The sequence below is a fragment of the Streptomyces sp. NPDC018029 genome, assembly GCF_044327655.1.
GTDB lineage: Bacteria > Actinomycetota > Actinomycetes > Streptomycetales > Streptomycetaceae > Streptomyces.
In genome coordinates, this window is the sequence record NZ_JBIRFV010000011.1 from 165,034 (window position 1) to 182,125 (window position 17,092).

Genomic DNA, 17,092 nt, shown 5'->3' on the forward strand with positions numbered 1-17,092 from the left:
GCTACTTCTCCTGCTTCTCGTCGACGCCCGCTTCCGCTTCGGCGCCGCTCATCTCGTCCTTCTCGCCGTCCTGGATGGTGCCAGCGAGTCCCTGCAATGCCGCCCAACGGATGTCGACGGCGTCATGGTGGTGGTCCGGGTCGTCCGCGAGCCGTACCCCGCACTGGGAGCACAGGCCCGGACAGTCTTCCTGGCACACCGGCTGCATCGGCAGTGCGAGCACCACCGCATCACGCAGCACAGGCTCGAGGTCGAACATGCCGTCCTCGAGACAGAGCCTGTCCTCGTCTTCCTCGGCGTCGTCGGCCGGTTCCGCGCTGCGGCCCCGGTCGTCGGCGTCAGGGTACGAGAACATCTCCTGGAAGTCCGCGTCGAGCTCCAGCTCGAGCGGCTCCAGACACCTTACGCACTCCCCCTCGGCCGTGGCACGGGCGGTGCCTGTGACAAGCACCCCTTCCATGACCGACTCGAGACGGACCTCCAGCTGGACCGGGGCGCCCTGCGGCACTCCGATGACCCCTTCGATACCGAAGGCGCTCGGCGGACCGGGCGCCTCGATCTCGCGGGTCACCCGCTGCATGGCACCAGGACGCCGACCCAGCTCGTGTGTGTCGAACACGAGGGGGTTTCGGTGGTCAAGGCGCGTGCTCAGGGTTTTTCCTGCTTTCGAATCCGGGGAGTTCAAGGGGGCCACCGCACTGATGCCGCACATGTGAGGCTCGGGTGGGCAGCCTGGGTCGCGGACGTATGCGCGACCGAAGAGCCAGGATACTTGACCTTTCGCTCTCGGCCCAATCCGGTACCGCGGGGCCGCTAGCGTCCCTGTTCGTACTGGCGCAGCTGCTCGGCGCTGATCATGGTCGTGTCGAAGAGGCTGGCCTCTTCGAGCGCGGCGGGTGCCTGCGCCGGCGCGTCGTCGTACCGGGGCTGCTGGTCGTAGCCCTGCTGCGGATATCCGTACTGATCGTGCTGGCCGTGCTGATCATGCTGCTGGTACGCGTACGGATCCTGCTGGCCGTACGGCTGCTGGTACGCGTACTGGTCCTGCTGCTGGTAGCCGTACGGGTCGGGCTGCTGCTGCGGGGGCGCGTAGGGCTGCTGGGGCGGGATCGGCGGGGCCTGCACCGGTGGGGCCTGGACCGGCGGGGTCGGGGCGGGCTGCGGCGGTACGGCCTTCGCGGCGGCCGAGGGTCCCGCGAGGTCCGCCAGGTATTCGGCGTCGGTGGTGTGGCCCTGGGTGGCGGTGCCCTCGCCCAGGGTGCCGAGCTCGTCGGCGGGCGCCCGGCCGTGCAGGGTCTGGCGGCCGCGGCCGACGGCCTCCAGCGTCTTGGCGAGGACCGCCTCGAAGGCGCCGAGCTTGGCGTCGACGTACGCGTCGGCGTTGCGGCGCAGCGTCTCCGGGTCGTGGCTGCGCTCGGGGGCGTCCTCGTCCTCGTAGCCGTTCTCGTCGAGGCCGGGTCCGGTGCCGAGGAGCTTCTCGCGGCCGCGGCCCACCGAACCGAGGGTCTTGGTGAGGACGACCTCGAAGTTGGCGAGCTTGCTGTCCACGTAGTCGTCGGCCTCGGCGCGGACCTCATCGGCTGCCTGGCGGGCCTCGGCGAGGATGCGGTCGGCCTCGCCCTGGGAGCGGCGGGCCACCTCGGTGTCGGAGATCAGGGAGCCGCGCTCGGCGTGGGCGCTCTCGATGATCCGCTCCGCCTCCTGGCGGGCCTGCTCGACCAGCTGCTCGCGGCCGCCGATGAGCTCCTGGGCCTGGGCGAGGGAGCCCGGCAGTGCCTGGCGCACCTCTTCGAGCATCGAGAGCAGATCGGCGCGGTTGACCACGCACGAGGCCGACATGGGCATGGACCGGGCGCTGCCGACCGCCTGGACGATCTCGTCGATCTTCTTCTGCACGTCCACCGTGTGCTCGCCACTCTCTACAGCTGGTTGGGAGACGGACGGGACGACTGTAAGGCCAGTGGCCGCCCGCCCGACACCGGGTGACGAGCTGTCAGCGCCCGTGCGGGTGGGTCACTTCTTGCCCAGGCGTTCGACCAGGGCCTCGTGGACGATCGGCGGCAGCAGGTGCGCCACGTCGCCGCCCCAGGCCGCGACCTCCTTGACCAGCGAGGAGGAGAGGAAGCTGTAGGTGGGGTTGGTCGGGACGAACAGGGTCTCGACTCCCGAGAGGCCGTTGTTCATCTGGGCCATCTGGAGTTCGTAGTCGAAGTCGCTGACCGCGCGGAGGCCCTTGACGATGGCGGGGATGTCGCGCTGCTTGCAGAAGTCGACGAGGAGGCCGTGGAAGGACTCCACCTCGACGTTGCCGAAGTCGGCGGTGACCTGGCGGATCAGCTCGATCCGCTCCTCGATCTCGAAGAGGCCCTTCTTCGACTGGTTGATCATCACCGCGACGTGCACCACGTCGTACAGCTTGGAGGCGCGGGCGATGATGTCGAGGTGTCCATTGGTGATGGGGTCGAAAGACCCCGGACAGACGGCGCGGCGCATCGTGAGTCCCTCGCTCTCCGGTCCGGTCATGGCGCGATCACTGAGTCGTCGCACGTAGAGGCGGCGCGACCGTACCAAAACGTCCCTTCGCCGTAGCGACGGGACCTGAGGGCCTCGAAACCCTCCGGCCAGCCGAAGACACCGCCTCTTGTACTGCGTTCAACGGTGACGAGCGCGTCCTCCGTGAGCCAGCCCTCCGAGCGGAGTGTGAGGAGGATCTCCCGAAGATCGTCATCGGTGACGGCGTACGGAGGGTCGAGGAACACCAGGTCGTACGGGGTGGTGGGGGCGCCGCCGGCGACGATCTGGGCGGCTTTGCCCGCCCGCACCTCGGCGCCGGGCAGGCCCACCGCCTTCACGTTCTCCCGGATGGTGCGGGCCGCCCGGGCGTCGGCCTCGACGAGCAGGGTGTGTGCGGCGCCGCGGGACAGCGCCTCCAGGCCGACGGCTCCGGAGCCCGCGTACAGGTCGAGGACGCGGGCGCCGTCGAGCGTGCCCTGGAGGGCCTGCCAGGTGGAGAAGAGGCCCTCGCGCGCGCGGTCGGACGTGGGGCGGGTGCCGTTGCCCGGCGGGACGGCCAGGCGGCGTCCGCCGGCCGTGCCGGCGATCACGCGGGTCATCTGATTCCTTCTGGCTGGACGGTGGTCATCCCACGATATGGCGTACGGCGGCGTCACCCCTTGTCGAGGTACTGCTCGCGCTCGGCGTCGAGCAGGGCGTCCAGGGCGGTGCGCAGCGCGGGCAGCCGCTCCAGCTCGGGGTCGTCGGCGACCACGGTGACCGCCTCCTCGCGGGCGGCGGCGATGACCTCCTCGTCCTCGATGACGGCGAGCATGCGCAGGCTGGAGCGGACACCGGACTGGGCCTGGCCGAGTACGTCGCCCTCGCGGCGCTGCTCCAGGTCGATGCGGGAGAGCTCGAAGCCGTCGAGCGTGGAGGCGACTGCGCCGAGGCGGCCGCGGGCGGGGCTGGCCTCGGGCATGTCGGTGACCAAGAGGCAGAGGCCGGGGGCCGAGCCGCGGCCGACGCGGCCGCGGAGCTGGTGCAGCTGGGAGACGCCGAAGCGGTCCGCGTCCATGATCACCATGGCGGTGGCGTTCGGGACGTTCACCCCGACTTCGATGACCGTCGTCGCGACCAGGACCTGGGTCTCGCCCGCGGCGAAGCGGCGCATCACCGCGTCCTTGTCGTCCGGCTGCATGCGGCCGTGCAGGACCTCGACCTTCAACCCCTGGAGGGGGCCGTGGGCGAGCTGCTCGGCGACGTCGAGAACGGCGAGCGGGGGCCGCTTCTCGGCGGTGGCCTCGTCCTCCGCCTTCTTCTTGGCCTTCTTGGAGTCCCCGGGCTCGTCGGCGTCGTCGCCGATGCGGGGGCAGACCACGTACGCCTGGTGGCCGTTCTCCACTTCTTCGCGCACGCGCTCCCACGCGCGGGCGAGGAAGTGGGGCTTGTCCTGGGCGGGGACGACATGGCTGGCGATAGGCGAGCGGCCCGCGGGGAGCTGGTCGAGGACGGACGTCTCCAGGTCGCCGAAGACCGTCATCGCGACCGTGCGCGGGATGGGCGTGGCGGTCATGACCAGGAGGTGCGGGGGCTGCTTGCCCTTGCCGCGCAGGGCGTCGCGCTGCTCCACGCCGAAGCGGTGCTGTTCGTCGACGACGACCAGGCCGAGGTCGTGGAACTGCACCTTGTCCTCGATCAGGGCGTGGGTACCGATGACGATGCCGGCCTCGCCGGTGACCAGGTCGAGCAGGGCCTGCCTGCGGCCCGCCGCTCCCATGGAGCCGGTGAGCAAGGTGACCTTGGTGGCCTGGTCGGATCCGCCCAGCATGCCGCCCTCGGCCAGCTCGCCCATCATCTCCACGATGGAGCGATGGTGCTGCTGGGCGAGGACTTCGGTGGGCGCGAGCATCGCGGCCTGCCCGCCCGCGTCCACCACGGCGAGCATGGCGCGCAGGGCGACCATGGTCTTCCCGGAGCCGACCTCCCCCTGGAGCAGGCGGTGCATCGGGTGTTCGGTCGCGAGGTCGTCGAAGATCTCCTTGGAGACCTTCTCCTGGCCCTCGGTGAGCGTGAAGGGCAGCTTGGCGTCGAAGGCGTCGAGGATGCCGCCCGCCTTGGGCCTGCGGGGGACGGCGGGCAGCTGCGCGTCCGCGTACCGCCGCCGGGCGAGGGCCACCTGGAGGACGAAGGCCTCGTCCCACTTCAGACGGTCGCGGGCGGCGGCGATGTCCGCCTTCGAGTGCGGGCGGTGGATCTTCAGGAGGGCTTCGGGGAGCGGGATGAGGCCCCGGCCGTCGCGGAGGGCGGGCGGCAGCGGGTCCTCGGCCTCCTGGGCGCTGGGCAGGACCATGTCGACCGACTTGGCGATCTTCCAGGACTCCAGCTTGGCGGTGGCCGGATAGATCGGCAGCTGGGCGCCGGCCCAGGAGCCGACGGTCTCGCCCGCCTCGTCGCCGTCGCCGCGCAGCAGTTCGTACGCCGGGTGGGCGAGCTGCATCTTGCGGTTGAAGACCGACACCTTGCCGGCGAACATCGCGCGGGTGCCGGGGAGCAGGTCCTTGTGCGGCTTGTGGATGCCGCGGCCGAAGAAGACGAGCTGGACCTGGCCGCTGCCGTCGGTGATGGTGACCTCGAGGCGCTGGCCCCGGCCGCCGTTGAACTTCAGGATGCGTGCGCTCGCGACCTGGGCGACCACCGTGACGTGCTCGTCCAGCGGAAGCTCGGCGAGCCGGGTGAGCTCGCCGCGCTCGGCATAGCGCCGGGGGTAGTGGTGCAGGAGGTCGCCGACCGTGTGCAGGCCGAGGTGCTCGGCCATCACCTTCGCGGTGGCGGGACCGACCACTTTCTTCAGAGGTTCTTCGAGCGCGGGCACGAGATCCATTGCACACCACGCCACTGACATCAGGGCGCAGGTACCCCCGAACTGCGGCTCAGCGGTGTGCGGCCGGGGTCACTCGACGCCGATCAGCAGCAGTGCCGACTGGCGGCCGCCGCGGTAGACCACTGTGTCGACGGCCAGGTACGTCTCGCGTACGTGCTTCTCCAGTTGCTCCGCGACGGTGTCCGGCACGGATTCGCCGAGTACGAGCGTGACCATCTCGCCGCCCGCCGACAGCATGCGGTCGAGGACCGAGGCGGCGGTGCGGGCCACTTCGGAGCCGATGACCGCGACGTCGCCGTCGATCAGGCCGAGCACGTCGCCGGCCTGGCAGATGCCCGCCATGGTCCAGGACTGCCGCTCGGCGACGGCCAGTTCGCCGTACCGGGTCGCGCCGGCCGCCGAGGTCATGGCGACGACGTCCTCGTCGAAGCGGCGGTCCGGCTCGTGCACGGCGAGTGCCGCGATGCCCTGGACCGCGGAGCGGGTCGGGATCAGCGCGACGCGCACGCCTTCCGTGCGGGCCTGTGCCGCCGCGGCGGCCGCGGTGTGCCGCAGCTCCGCGTCGTTGGGCAGGAGGACCACTTCGCGCGCGTGGGCCCGGCGGATCGCGTCGACGAGTTCGCCGCTGGCGGGCGGCTCCCCCACGCGCGTGGGCACGGTGGTCGCCCCGGCTTCGGTGTAGAGGCTCGCGAGGCCCTCGCCGGGTACGACGGCGACGATGGCCCGCTGCGCGCGCTCCCTGGGCGGCTGGGCCGTGGTGTGCGCGTCGCCCACTCCGAAGTGGGTGATCCGGATGCGGTGGGGGCGGCCCGCCTCCACGCCCGCCTCGACGGCCGCTCCCGCGTCGTCGACATGGACGTGGACGTTCCACAGGCCGTCGCCGCCGACCACGACGAGCGAGTCGCCGAGCCGGTCGAGCCGGTTCCGCAGCCGGGCGACGGCCGCGTCGTCCGCCTCCAGGAGGTAGATCACCTCGAAGGCGGGGCCGCCCTCCTCGCCCCTCTCCTCGCCGGGCGGGTCCTCACACTCGGCGGCCTCCACCTCGACGGCCTCCGCCTCGGTGGCCTCCACGCGCGCGTGGGCGGCTGCCGTGCTCCTGGGGGCGACGGTCCGGCCCGACAGCGCGCCCACCAGCGCCCCCAGGACCGCCACGAGCCCCCGGCCACCGGCGTCCACCACCCCGGCGCGGCCGAGCACCGCCAGCTGCCCGGGTGTCGCCTCCAGGGCCGCGCAGGCCCCGTCGTACGCGGCCCTGGCCACGGCCCCGCAGTCGCCGTCCGTACCGGCGGCCGCCTCGGCCGCCGCGGTGGCCACCGTCAGGACCGTGCCCTCGACCGGGTGGGCGACCGCTTGGTAGGCGGCGTCGGCGGCCTGTCGCAGCGCGCGCTCCAGGGACCGGCCGTCGGCGTGATCCGCGTCACTTCGCGGGTCGCCGTCGCCGGCCTCCCCGCCCCGCTCGCCCTCGTCGCCGCCGATGACCTGCGCCATGCCCCGCAGCAGCTGCGACAGGATCGTGCCCGAGTTCCCGCGGGCCCCGATGAGCGCTCCGTGGGCCATCGCGCGCACGGTCTCGGCCAGCGAGGGAAGAGCCGGCTCATGACCGGTGAACGCCGCGTCGACGGCCTGTGAGGCGGACTCCACGGTCAGATAGAGGTTCGTTCCGGTGTCTCCGTCGGCGACCGGATAGACGTTGATGGAGTCGATCTCCTCGCGGGCCCTGCCGAGGGCGTCCAGAGCCAGTCGGCACCAGGCGCGCACCGCGACCGCGTCGAGGTTCTGCGGCACCTGTTCGCCTCCTTGACCATGCGGAATGGACGCAGCGTAGACCCACGGTGAACGAGGGGCCCGGGGCGGGGGCCGGGCCGGGCGTGGTAGTTTCGTGGAACCGAAGCAGTCGTTGTATGCTGCTTCGGTTGCCCGATACGCATCGGGCCATTCCTCCTGGCAACGCCACTTCGATCATTGCACTGATCCCGGCCTGCCGGGTTTAACCGTAAGTGCATCTGAAGTCTTTGGAGTGACCCGTGGCTGCCAACTGCGACGTCTGTGGCAAGGGGCCGGGCTTCGGCAACAACATCTCGCACTCGCACCGCCGTACGCCCCGTCGCTGGAACCCGAACATCCAGCGAGTGCGTGCCGTGGTGAGCGGGACGCCGAAGCGCCTCAACGCCTGCACCTCGTGCATCAAGGCCGGCAAGGTCTCGCGCTGACGCCAGCGCGGCCACCTAGCTGGTTGCTGAATCAGCCGGTCCCCTCAGGGGGGCCGGCTTTTTCGTCTGCCCATGCATGATTCGTCTGACCATGCATGAGAGGCCCCCGCCCGGCCAGGTCGTCCGCCCACGCGCGCGGGGCTGCCAGAATCTTGCGGATGCGCTTCGGCATCCTCGGCCCCCTCGACGTACGCTCCCCCGACGGCACCCCCGTGGACCCCGGCGGGCCGCGCCCGAGGGCGCTGCTCACCCTGCTGCTCCTGGACCCCGGCCGCACCGTCTCGGTGGCGGCGCTCACCGACGGGCTGTACGGCGACGAGCCGCCCGCCGGCGCGGCGAACGCGCTGCAGTCCCAGATCTCCCGGCTGCGCAAGCGCCTGGGCCTCGCCGTCGAAGCCACCCCCACCGGCTACCGCCTCGCCGTCCGCCCCGACGACGTCGACCTGCACCGCTTCGAGCGGCTGGCCCGTGAGGGACGCGCGGCCCTCCACGCCGGGGACCCCACCCGGGCAGCCACGCTCCTGAGGGAGGCGCTCGGCCTGTGGCGCGGGGCCGCCCTCGCCGATCTGCCGGACGCCCGGCCGCTCGCCGCACGCCTGGAGGAGACGCGGCTCACCGCCGTGCAGGACCGCGTCGATGCGGACCTCGCACTGGGCGGCGGCGCCGAGCTGGTGCCCGAGTTGCGCGAGCTGCTGGCCGGGCACCCGTTGAGCGAGCGGCTGCACGGACAGCTGATGCGGGCGTTGCACGCGGGCGGCAGGCCCGCGGAGGCGCTCACCGCCTACGAGGAGGCGCGGCGCACCCTCGCCGACGAGCTCGGCACCGATCCCTCCGCCGAGCTGTCCGCGCTCCACCTGGAGCTGCTCCAGGGCCGGGAGCCGGCCCGGCAGCGGGGCGTGCCCGCGCAGCTGACGCGGTTCATCGGGCGGGCCGACGAGCTCACGCGGATCGGCGCCCTGCTGGCGGAGGCGCGGCTCGTGACGCTCACAGGGCCCGGCGGCGCGGGCAAGACGCGGCTCGCGGTCGAGGCGGCCCGCGCGCTGCCCGACGTCTGCTTCGTGGAGCTGGCCCCGCTCGCCGACGGCGCCGGGGTGACGTACGCGATCCTCACCGCGCTCGGGGTGCGCGACGGCTTCCACAGCCAGGGCGGCGACGCCACGGAGCGGCTGCTCACCGCGTTGCGCGGCCGTGAGCTGCTCCTCGTCCTGGACAACTGTGAGCACGTCGTGGACGAGGCGGCCCGCGTCGCGGCGCTGCTCCTCGGCGCCTGCCCCGACGTGCGGGTGCTCGCCACCAGCCGGGAGGGGCTCGGGATCACGGGTGAGGTCCTGTGGCCCGTGCCGCCGCTGGCCGCCGGGCCCGCCGCCAGGCTCTTCGCGGACCGGGCGGCCGCCGTGCGGCCCGACCTCGCGGGCCCGCGTGACCAGGACGCCCGGCGGCTGACCGACGAGATCTGCGCGGCGCTCGACGGGCTGCCCCTCGCGATCGAGCTGGCCGCGGCCCGCCTGCGCACCCTCACTCTGGAGGAGCTCGCCGCCCGCCTCGGCGACCGCTTCCGGCTGCTCTCGCGCGGCGACCGTACGAAGGCGCCCCGGCACCGCACGCTGCACGCGGTCGTGGAGTGGAGCTGGGAGCTGCTCGACGACGAGGAGCGGGAGCTGGCCCGACGGCTGACCGTGTTCTCCGGAGGGGCCACGTCCGAGGCCGTGGAGGCCGTCTGCGGGATTCCGTACCCCGAGGACCTGCTCGCCTCCCTCGCGGAGAAGTCGTTCCTCGACGTGACCGACGGGCGCTACGACATGTTGCAGACCATCCGCGCGTTCTGCGCCAGGGAGCTGGCCGCGGCGGGCGAGGAGGACCGGTTGCGGGCCGCGCACGCCGGGTACTTCCTGCGTCTGGCCGAGGCCGCCGAGCCGCGGCTGCGCGGCGGTGGGCAGCTGCGCGCTCTCGCCGAGCTCGACGCCGAGCAGCCGAACCTGGACGCGGCGCTGCGCCACCTGACCCGCACCGTGCCGCGCGACGGCCTCCGGCTGATGGCCGCGCTCGCCTGGTTCTGGCTGCTGCGCGGCCGCTACGGAGAGCGCAGGGAGCTCGCCGTCGACCTCCTCGCCGCAGTGGGTGCGGAGCCGCCGGACGGCCTCTCCGAGGAGTACGTCCTGTGTCTGATCAACACGATCGCGGGTGACGGCACCGACCCTGGCGAACCGGCCCGCCTCGCGCGCGCGGACGCTCTGTTCGGCGGCCTCGAAGGGCCCCTGCGGCTGCCGTACCTGGTGGTGCTGTGGTCGATCGCCGGCGGCCCCGCGCGTGCCATGGAGGACCAGGTGCGGGAGCAGGTCGACGACCATCCTTGGGGCGTGGCCCTGCTGGATCTCGGGCTGGGTTTCCAGGATCTGTTCGCGGGCCGTGCCGCGGCCTCGGAGGCGGCTTTCGCCCGGGCTTTGGAGGGGTTCAGGACGACCGGGGACCGCTGGGGCATGGCCAACTGCCTCGATCCGCTGGGCATGTTCGCCGACTGGCGGGGCGAGCGGGCACGGGCCCTCGAACTGCTCGACGAAGGGCTCGCGCACGTAAGGGAGTTGGCGGCGCCCGAGGAGACCGCGGACCTGCTGCACCGGCGTGCCACGGTCCTCATGTACGGGGGTGACCTCGACGCGGCGGCCGCCCACTACACGCGCTCCGCCGCCCTCGCCCGAGCCGTCGGCGTCCCCGACAAGGTGGCGACCGCGCGGCGCGGGCTCGGGGACGTGGCCCGGCTCCGCGGCGACACGGCACGCGCGCGTGCGCACTACGAAGCGGCTCTGGAGGCGTGCGCGGCCAACTGGTTCAGCGTCGGGGAGAGCGTGCGGATCCTGATCGGCCTGGGCCGTACCGCGCTCGCCGAGTCCCGCGCGGCGGAGGCCGCCGACTGGTTCGAGCAGGCCCGGGTCCTGGCCTCCGGCTCCGACGTACGGGCCCCGGGCGTCGGCGGCGGCGTGCCCGGCACCGGCGAACTGGCCGAGGTGGCCGAGGCGTTGGCCGCGGTCGCGCCGGACCCCGAGGAAGCCGTGCGGCTCCTGGGCGCCGCCCACGGCCTGCGCGGCACCCTGATCGCCGGCGATCCCGACGTCGTACCCCTCGTGGAGGCGGCTCGGGCGCAGCTCTCCCCGGAGGCGTACGCGAAGGCCTTCGAGGAGGGGCGGAGCCTGCGGTCGGCGGCGGTCAGGAACGGTGGGCCGACGATCGGGGAACATACCCGGGCGGTCAGCGAACGGTAGGCGGACGGTCAGCGGCCGCCCCGAGGCTTGCCGGCATGACACACACGACGCGTACCAACACCGGATCGGCCCCTACGAAGAGCCCGCGCCGGGTCGCCACCCGCAGCCTCGCCCACCTGGACGTCCTGATATCGGGTGCCAGTGTCGCGGGCCCCGCGCTCGCCCTGTGGCTGGCCCGCTACGGAGCGCGGGTCACCGTCCTGGAGAAGGCGCCCGCCCTGCGCGAGGGCGGTTTCGCGGTCGACTTCCGGGGCGATGTGCACCGCACCGTGCTGCGGCGCATGGGCATCTGGGACGAGGTCCACCGCCGTCAGACGCACATGGGCCGCCAGACCGTCGTGGAGGCCGACGACACGGAGCGGGTCGCCCTGCCCGCGTTCTTCATGAGCGGTGACGTGGAGATCTTCCGCGGCGACCTCTCCAAGATCCTGTACGAGCGCACCGCGGACCGGGTCGAGTACGTCTTCGGGGACTCCGTCGCCACGCTGACCGAGGATTCCGAAGGCGTCGACGTGACCTTCGACCGCGGCGCGCCCCGCCGGTTCGACCTGGTGGTCGGCGCGGACGGGCTGCACTCGCACACCCGCCGACTGGTCTTCGGCGACGAGTCGCGGTACCTGCGCTTCCTGGGCTACTACGTGGCGGGCTTCGGCATCCCCAACCACCTCGGCCTCGACCGCACCGCCCGCCTCTACAGCGAGCCCGGCCGCACCGTCGTGATCAGCAACTACGACGGTGACCCGGACAGAGCCGGAGTGGGCCTGATCTTCCGGTCCGACCGGCTCGACCACGACCGGCACGACATCGCGCAGCAGAAGAAGATCCTCGCGGACCGGTTCGCGGACATGGGCTGGAAGCACGCCCCCAAGGCCCTGGAAGGCCTGGAGAGCGCCGACGACCTGTACTTCGACGCCATCGCCCAGATCCACGTCGACCGGCTCTCCAAGGGCCGTGTGGTGCTCCTGGGCGACGCCGGGTACGGCGCCACGATGGGCGGCATCGGGACGGGTACGGCGCTGGTGTCCGCGTACGTCCTGGCCGGTGAGCTCGCGGCCGCCGGGGGCGACCACCGGGCCGGCTTCGCCGCGTACGAGGCGGAGATCCGCGACTACGCCAAGGGCTGCCAGAAGACCGCCGACAACGCCGGGCCCTTCCTCGCCCCGCCGACCGAGAAGAAGATCCGCAGCCGCGACCGCGCGTATCGCGTGCTCGGCTCCCGGCTGCTGGCGGGCCTCTTCAAGAAGCTGACGGAGAAGGCCGCGAGCGACCTCGTGCTCAAGGACTACGCGCCCGTGGACCGCCAGCCGTGATCCACCGGGCCGATCCCGCCGCCGAGGGCGAACCCGGCGGCGATCGCCCCTGTCACGTACTCCTTGGCGGCCGTGACGGCCTCCGGGACGCTCCGCCCCTTGGCCAGCTCCGCCGCGATCGCGCTGGCCAGGGTGCAGCCCGTGCCGTGCGTGTGGCGGTTGTCGTGGCGCGGGGCGCGCAGCACGTGCTCTTCGGAGCCGTCGGTGAGCAGGTCCACGGCGTCGCCGCTGAGGTGGCCGCCCTTGATGAGCACCCACTGCGGGCCGTACGCGAGGACGGCGTCGGCCGCGCGGCGCAGGCCGTCCTCCGAGTCGACGACGACACCGGTGAGTTGGGCGACCTCGTCGAGGTTGGGTGTCGCGACCGTGGCGACCGGCAGCAGCTTCGTGCGCACCGAGTCGAGCGCGGACACCGCGAGCAGCGAGTCGCCGTGCTTGGAGACGCCGACCGGGTCGACGACCGCGGGGGCGTCCGTGCCTGCGAGCAAGTCGGCGACCGCCTCGACCAGTTCGGCGGAGGCGAGCATGCCGGTCTTCACCGCCTGTACGCCGATGTCGTCGACGACGCTGCGGTACTGGGCCCGCACCGCCTCCACCGGAAGCTCCCAGAAGCCCTGCACGCCCAGGGAGTTCTGCGCGGTGACGGCCGTGACGACGCTCATGCCGTGCGTGCCGAGGGCGAGCATCGTCTTCAGGTCGGCCTGGATGCCCGCGCCGCCGCCCGAGTCGGACCCGGCGACGGTCAGGACCCGCGGCGGGGCGCCCGTCCTCGGCAGGCCGGTCACTCGGACTCTCCGTTGTCCCCGAAGTGGTCCCAGCCCTTGCTGGTCCACGGGGCGCCGTCCACGGTCACCTGGGGCAGCGCGGAGGGGTTGAGGACCTCTCCGATGACCTTCCAGCGGGCGGGCAGCTTCACGTCCGGCGGGAACGTCGCGACGATGGCGTGGTCCTCGCCGCCGTTCAGCACCCACTGCAGCGGGTCGACGCCGACGGCCTGCCCGATGTCGTTCATCTGGGAGGGCACGTCGACGTCTCCGGAGCGGATGTCGATGCGTACCTTGCTGGCCTCGGCGATGTGTCCGAGGTCGGCGATGAGGCCGTCGCTGACGTCCGTCATGGAGGTCGCGCCGAGGCCGGCGGCCGCGGGACCCGCGTGGTACGGCGGTTCGGGCCTGCGGTGGGCTTCCACGAAGGCGCGCGGCGAGCGGAAGCCGCGGGAGAGCACGGCGTGCCCGGCGGCGGACCAGCCGAGCCAGCCCGTCACGGCGACGACGTCACCGGGCTGCGCGCCCGCGCGCGTGACGGGTTCGTGGTTGCGCAGGTCGCCCAGCGCGGTGATCGCGACGGTGATCGTGTCGCCGCGCACGACGTCGCCGCCCACGACGGCCGCGCCCGCGACCTGGCACTCGTCCCTGAGGCCGTCCATCAGCTCGGTGGGCCAGCTCGCGGGGAGCTCGGCGGGCACGACCAGGCCGAGCAGCAGCGCGGTCGGCACGGCGCCCATGGCCGCGATGTCGGCGAGGTTCTGCGCGGCGGCCTTGCGGCCCACGTCGTACGCGGTGGACCAGTCGCGGCGGAAGTGCCGCCCCTCCAGGAGGATGTCGGTGCTCGCCACGACCCTGCGGTCCGGAGCGGACACGACCGCGGCGTCATCGCCCGGGCCGAGCCGTACGGCCGGAGTGGTGGTGAGCCGCGAGGTGAGCTCTCTGATGAGCCCGAACTCCCCCAACTCGCCCACGGATCCCTTCACCGAGTCTCACCATGCCCTTTCACGCTGCTCGGCCCCCGGTCGCGAGCCGTCTCTGTCATCGGTACGGTCGACGTGACCGTCGACTTCTGCTGTCCGTCCGCCACGATGTGCGCGCCACAGGTCACGCGGGTCTCCCCGTGACGAGCGGCGACGCGGTACCGTGGCGTCCCTTTCTCCCCCCACATGATCCTCGTGGCCGCCCTGGAGGTTCCGTGGTACAGGCGTACATCCTGATCCAAACAGAGGTCGGCAAGGCGTCGACCGTCGCCGAGCTGATCGGCAAGATCCCGGGAGTGATCCAGGCCGAGGACGTGACCGGACCCTACGATGTCATCGTGCGCGCGCAGGCGGACACGGTCGACGAACTCGGCCGCATGGTGGTCGCCAAGGTCCAGCAAGTGGACGGCATCACCCGAACCCTGACCTGCCCGGTCGTGCACTTGTAGCCCCCGTCTACCCTGGCCCGGTGAACTTCCCCCGTCTCCGGCGCCGCTGCCTCACAGGAACATCCGCCCTCGTCCTGTTGATCACGACGGCGGCCTGCTCATCTTCGGACGACGAGGCGTCAGTGGTGGTTCCGTTCCCGGCCGCGAAGGCCGCGGGACTCTGCCGGAACCTGCACGAGAAGCTCCCGGAGAAGGTCGACGGTCTCGGGCGGACCGACCCCGGTCCGAAGTCCGAGCTGACCGCGGGGTGGGGAGACCCGGCGATCATACTGCGCTGCGGTGTGGAGCGGCCCCCGGAGATGATCGACCTCGCGTACGCCGAGCAGAACAGCGTGAACGTGAACGGTGTCGCCTGGCTGCTGCAGAAGCGCGACGACGGCTCGTACACCTTCACCACCGGGGCGCGCCTCGCCTACGTGGAGGTGACGCTGCCGGCGGAGCGGGCGGGGGGCGGCCTGAGTCCGCTCACGGACTTCGCCGCCCCCATCAAGCAGACGATCCCCAAGGGGGTCGCCCCCTGACGGGGGCGGCGCCCCGGGCGTGGGTCAGCGCAGGCCCGTGGAGCGGTTGAGGGCCGCCTGGATGAGGCGGTCCACCAGCTCCGGGTAGCTGACGCCGCTCTTCTCCCACATCTGCGGGTACATCGAGATGGGCGTGAAGCCCGGCATCGTGTTGATCTCGTTGATCACGAACCGGCCGTCCTCGGTGAGGAAGAAGTCCGCGCGCACCAGGCCCTCGCAGGACGCCGCCTCGAACGCCTCGACGGCGAGCCGCTGGATCTCCGCGGTCTGCTCGGGCGTCAGCGGCGCGGGCACGATGCCGGGCGTCGAGTCGATGTACTTCGCCTCGAAGTCGTAGTAGTCGTGCGTCTGCACGGGCGGGATCTCGGCCGGAACGCTCGCGCGCGGGCCGTCCTCGAACTCCAGGACGCCGCACTCGATCTCGCGGCCGCGCAGCAGCGCCTCGACGATGATCTTGGGGTCGTGGCGCTGTGCCTCGGCGATGGCCTCGTCGAGACCGTCGAAGGAGTCGACCTTCGTGATGCCGATCGAGGAGCCCGCGCGCGCGGGCTTGATGAACAGCGGCCAGCCGTGCTCGCCGGCGAACTCCGCGATGCGCTGCCGGGCGCCCGCCTCGTCCTGCCGCCACTCGCGCGGGCGGATCACCAGGTACGGGCCGACGTTCAGCCCGAAGGAGGCGAACACCCGCTTCATGTAGTCCTTGTCCTGGCCGACGGCCGAGGCGAGGACTCCGGAGCCGACGTAGGGCACTCCGGAGAGTTCGAGCAGGCCCTGGAGGGTGCCGTCCTCTCCGTAGGGACCGTGCAGCATCGGGAAGACGACGTCGACCTCGCCGAGCGCCTTGGGCACGGAGCCGGGCTCGCTGTAGACGACCTCGCGGTTGCCGGGGTCGACCGGGAGCACGACACCGCCCTCTACGGAGTCGGCGATTTCGGCGACGTTCGGCATCCGGCGGTCGGCGATGGCCATCCGCTCGGGCTCGTCGGCGGTCAGCGCCCAACGGCCGTCCGTGGTGATGCCGATCGGCAGGACGTCGTACTTGGAGCGGTCGATCGCGCGCAGTACGGCACCGGCCGTGACGACGGAGATGCCGTGCTCCGAGCTGCGGCCGCCGAACACGACGGCCACACGCGGCTTGCGGAGCGGCTGCTCAGGGCTCTGGGGGAGGTTCTCGCTGCTCATATCGCGTTGAGAGTACCCGCTGGCCCCGCAGTAGTCAGTCGGCGCCGTCAGCGGCGCTCGGGCTTGGCGCTGCGCGACATGAGGTCCTTGAGGGCGACCACCGGGGGCGTGCCCTCGTGCACGATGCCCACGACCGTCTCGGTGATCGGCATGTCGACGCCGTGCCTGCGGGCCAGATCCAGCACGGACTCGCAGGACTTGACGCCCTCCGCGGTCTGCTTGGTGACCGCGATGGTCTCCTGGAGCGTCATGCCCTTGCCGAGGTTGGTGCCGAAGGTGTGGTTGCGCGACAGCGGCGACGAGCAGGTGGCCACCAGGTCGCCGAGGCCCGCGAGTCCGGAGAACGTGAGCGGGTCGGCGCCCATGGCGAGGCCGAGCCGGGTGGTCTCCGCGAGGCCGCGCGTGATGAGCGAGCCCTTGGCGTTGTCACCGAGGCCCATGCCGTCCGCGATGCCCACGGCGAGGCCGATGACGTTCTTCACGGCGCCGCCGAGCTCGCAGCCGACCACGTCGGTGTTGGTGTACGGGCGGAAGTACGGCGTGTGGCAGGCCGTCTGGAGGCGCTGCGCGACGGCTTCGTCCCGGCAGGCGACCACGGCGGCGGCGGGCTGCCGCGCGGCGATCTCACGGGCGAGGTTGGGTCCCGTGACGACGGCGATCCGGTCCGCGGGGACCTTCGTGACGTCCTCGATGACCTCGCTCATCCGCATGGCGGAGCCCAGTTCGACGCCCTTCATGAGGGAGACGAGGACGGTCTCGGGGGCGAGCAGCGGGGCCCACTCGGCGAGGTTGGCGCGCAGTGTCTGCGACGGCACGGCGAGGACGGTGAAGTCGGCGTCCGCGGCGGCCTCGGCCGGGTCGGTGGTCGCCCGGAGGTTCTCCGGGAGCCGCACGCCGGGGAGGTAGTCCGGGTTGGTCCGCGTGGAGTTGACCGCGTCGGCGAGTTCGGCGCGGCGGCCCCACAGGGTGACGTCACAGCCCGCGTCGGCGAGCACCATGCCGAAGGCCGTGCCCCAGGAGCCCGTTCCGAAGACGGCGG

The 17,092-nt window shown here is 72.4% G+C and carries 15 protein-coding genes; 5 read left to right on the plus strand and 10 right to left on the minus strand.

Translation table 11 applies throughout. The features are described 5' to 3' along the window. Nucleotide 1: 1 nt before the first annotated feature. The 6 genes from ACH4D5_RS30790 to ACH4D5_RS30815 form a co-directional block, all read right to left on the minus strand. Nucleotides 2-712, minus strand: a complete 711-nt coding sequence (locus tag ACH4D5_RS30790) for a YceD family protein (protein ID WP_398308720.1) — start codon at nucleotides 710-712, stop codon at nucleotides 2-4. Between the two features lie 101 nt (nucleotides 713-813). Further along, the gene (locus ACH4D5_RS30795; RefSeq protein ID WP_398308722.1) at nucleotides 814-1,902 is read right to left on the minus strand and encodes a cell division initiation protein; all 1,089 of its coding nucleotides are present in this window, start codon (nucleotides 1,900-1,902) and stop codon (nucleotides 814-816) included. 111 nt (nucleotides 1,903-2,013) lie between these two features. Next, complete coding sequence (gene coaD, locus ACH4D5_RS30800) at nucleotides 2,014-2,493, minus strand: pantetheine-phosphate adenylyltransferase (RefSeq protein WP_398309013.1); 480 nt, start codon at nucleotides 2,491-2,493, stop codon at nucleotides 2,014-2,016. A 26-nt stretch (nucleotides 2,494-2,519) separates the two neighbouring features. Beyond that, nucleotides 2,520-3,113 carry a 16S rRNA (guanine(966)-N(2))-methyltransferase RsmD gene (rsmD, locus tag ACH4D5_RS30805; RefSeq protein ID WP_398308724.1) on the minus strand — a complete coding sequence of 198 codons (594 nt, stop codon included), beginning with the start codon at nucleotides 3,111-3,113 and terminating at the stop codon, nucleotides 2,520-2,522. A gap of 53 nt (nucleotides 3,114-3,166) precedes the next feature. Further along, nucleotides 3,167-5,377, minus strand: a complete 2,211-nt coding sequence (recG, locus tag ACH4D5_RS30810) for an ATP-dependent DNA helicase RecG (RefSeq protein WP_398308726.1) — start codon at nucleotides 5,375-5,377, stop codon at nucleotides 3,167-3,169. Nucleotides 5,378-5,446: 69 nt separating this feature from the next. Next, complete coding sequence (locus ACH4D5_RS30815; RefSeq protein ID WP_398308728.1) at nucleotides 5,447-7,162, minus strand: DAK2 domain-containing protein; 1,716 nt, start codon at nucleotides 7,160-7,162, stop codon at nucleotides 5,447-5,449. A 239-nt stretch (nucleotides 7,163-7,401) separates the two neighbouring features. Here ACH4D5_RS30815 and rpmB point away from each other — a divergent pair, with 239 nt between their 5' ends. The 3 genes from rpmB (at nucleotide 7,402) to ACH4D5_RS30830 (ending at nucleotide 12,154) form a co-directional block, all read left to right on the plus strand. Further along, nucleotides 7,402-7,587: a 50S ribosomal protein L28 gene (gene rpmB / locus ACH4D5_RS30820; protein WP_016642993.1), complete on the plus strand. Its 186-nt coding sequence runs from the start codon at nucleotides 7,402-7,404 to the stop codon at nucleotides 7,585-7,587. A gap of 158 nt (nucleotides 7,588-7,745) precedes the next feature. Further along, complete coding sequence (locus ACH4D5_RS30825) at nucleotides 7,746-10,844, plus strand: BTAD domain-containing putative transcriptional regulator (RefSeq protein ID WP_398308730.1); 3,099 nt, start codon at nucleotides 7,746-7,748, stop codon at nucleotides 10,842-10,844. A 35-nt stretch (nucleotides 10,845-10,879) separates the two neighbouring features. Further along, nucleotides 10,880-12,154: an FAD-dependent monooxygenase gene (locus ACH4D5_RS30830; RefSeq protein WP_398308731.1), complete on the plus strand. Its 1,275-nt coding sequence runs from the start codon at nucleotides 10,880-10,882 to the stop codon at nucleotides 12,152-12,154. On the opposite strand, the gene thiD is transcribed toward ACH4D5_RS30830, so the two are convergent. Together thiD and ACH4D5_RS30840 are read right to left on the minus strand one after the other, a co-directional pair. Then, nucleotides 12,127-12,939: a bifunctional hydroxymethylpyrimidine kinase/phosphomethylpyrimidine kinase gene (gene thiD, locus ACH4D5_RS30835; RefSeq protein WP_398308733.1), complete on the minus strand. Its 813-nt coding sequence runs from the start codon at nucleotides 12,937-12,939 to the stop codon at nucleotides 12,127-12,129. The two genes, ACH4D5_RS30830 and thiD, sit on opposite strands and share 28 nt — an antisense overlap. Continuing rightward, nucleotides 12,936-13,904 carry a thiamine-phosphate kinase gene (locus ACH4D5_RS30840; protein ID WP_398308735.1) on the minus strand — a complete coding sequence of 323 codons (969 nt, stop codon included), beginning with the start codon at nucleotides 13,902-13,904 and terminating at the stop codon, nucleotides 12,936-12,938. Before ACH4D5_RS30840 ends, thiD begins: the two co-directional genes overlap by 4 nt. A 212-nt stretch (nucleotides 13,905-14,116) precedes the next feature. Here ACH4D5_RS30840 and ACH4D5_RS30845 point away from each other — a divergent pair, with 212 nt between their 5' ends. Together ACH4D5_RS30845 and ACH4D5_RS30850 are read left to right on the plus strand one after the other, a co-directional pair. Beyond that, entirely contained in the window at nucleotides 14,117-14,350 is a 234-nt protein-coding gene (locus ACH4D5_RS30845; RefSeq protein WP_016642988.1) for an Lrp/AsnC family transcriptional regulator, read from the plus strand. 20 nt (nucleotides 14,351-14,370) lie between these two features. Further along, nucleotides 14,371-14,871, plus strand: a complete 501-nt coding sequence (locus ACH4D5_RS30850) for a DUF3515 domain-containing protein (protein WP_398308738.1) — start codon at nucleotides 14,371-14,373, stop codon at nucleotides 14,869-14,871. Nucleotides 14,872-14,895: 24 nt separating this feature from the next. Here the strand turns inward: ACH4D5_RS30850 and ACH4D5_RS30855 are convergent, their stop codons facing one another. After that, nucleotides 14,896-16,053, minus strand: a complete 1,158-nt coding sequence (locus tag ACH4D5_RS30855; protein ID WP_398308740.1) for a D-alanine--D-alanine ligase family protein — start codon at nucleotides 16,051-16,053, stop codon at nucleotides 14,896-14,898. Nucleotides 16,054-16,100: 47 nt separating this feature from the next. Then, entirely contained in the window at nucleotides 16,101-17,051 is a 951-nt protein-coding gene (locus ACH4D5_RS30860) for an NAD(P)H-dependent glycerol-3-phosphate dehydrogenase (RefSeq protein ID WP_398309016.1), read from the minus strand. Nucleotides 17,052-17,092: the final 41 nt, after the last annotated feature.

Bases quoted from the DNA above. Each gene is read 5' to 3' on its own strand.
- ACH4D5_RS30825 (WP_398308730.1), top strand. From the start codon at position 7,746: ATGCGCTTCGGCATCCTCGGCCCCCTCGACGTACGCTCCCCCGACGGC.
- ACH4D5_RS30860 (WP_398309016.1), bottom strand. From the start codon at position 17,051: ATGGTGCTCGCCGACGCGGGCTGTGACGTCACCCTGTGGGGCCGCCGC.
- rsmD (WP_398308724.1), bottom strand. From the start codon at position 3,113: ATGACCCGCGTGATCGCCGGCACGGCCGGCGGACGCCGCCTGGCCGTC.
- coaD (WP_398309013.1), bottom strand. From the start codon at position 2,493: ATGCGCCGCGCCGTCTGTCCGGGGTCTTTCGACCCCATCACCAATGGA.
- ACH4D5_RS30830 (WP_398308731.1), top strand. From the start codon at position 10,880: ATGACACACACGACGCGTACCAACACCGGATCGGCCCCTACGAAGAGC.
- ACH4D5_RS30855 (WP_398308740.1), bottom strand. From the start codon at position 16,053: ATGAGCAGCGAGAACCTCCCCCAGAGCCCTGAGCAGCCGCTCCGCAAG.
- ACH4D5_RS30790 (WP_398308720.1), bottom strand. From the start codon at position 712: ATGTGCGGCATCAGTGCGGTGGCCCCCTTGAACTCCCCGGATTCGAAA.
- recG (WP_398308726.1), bottom strand. From the start codon at position 5,377: ATGGATCTCGTGCCCGCGCTCGAAGAACCTCTGAAGAAAGTGGTCGGT.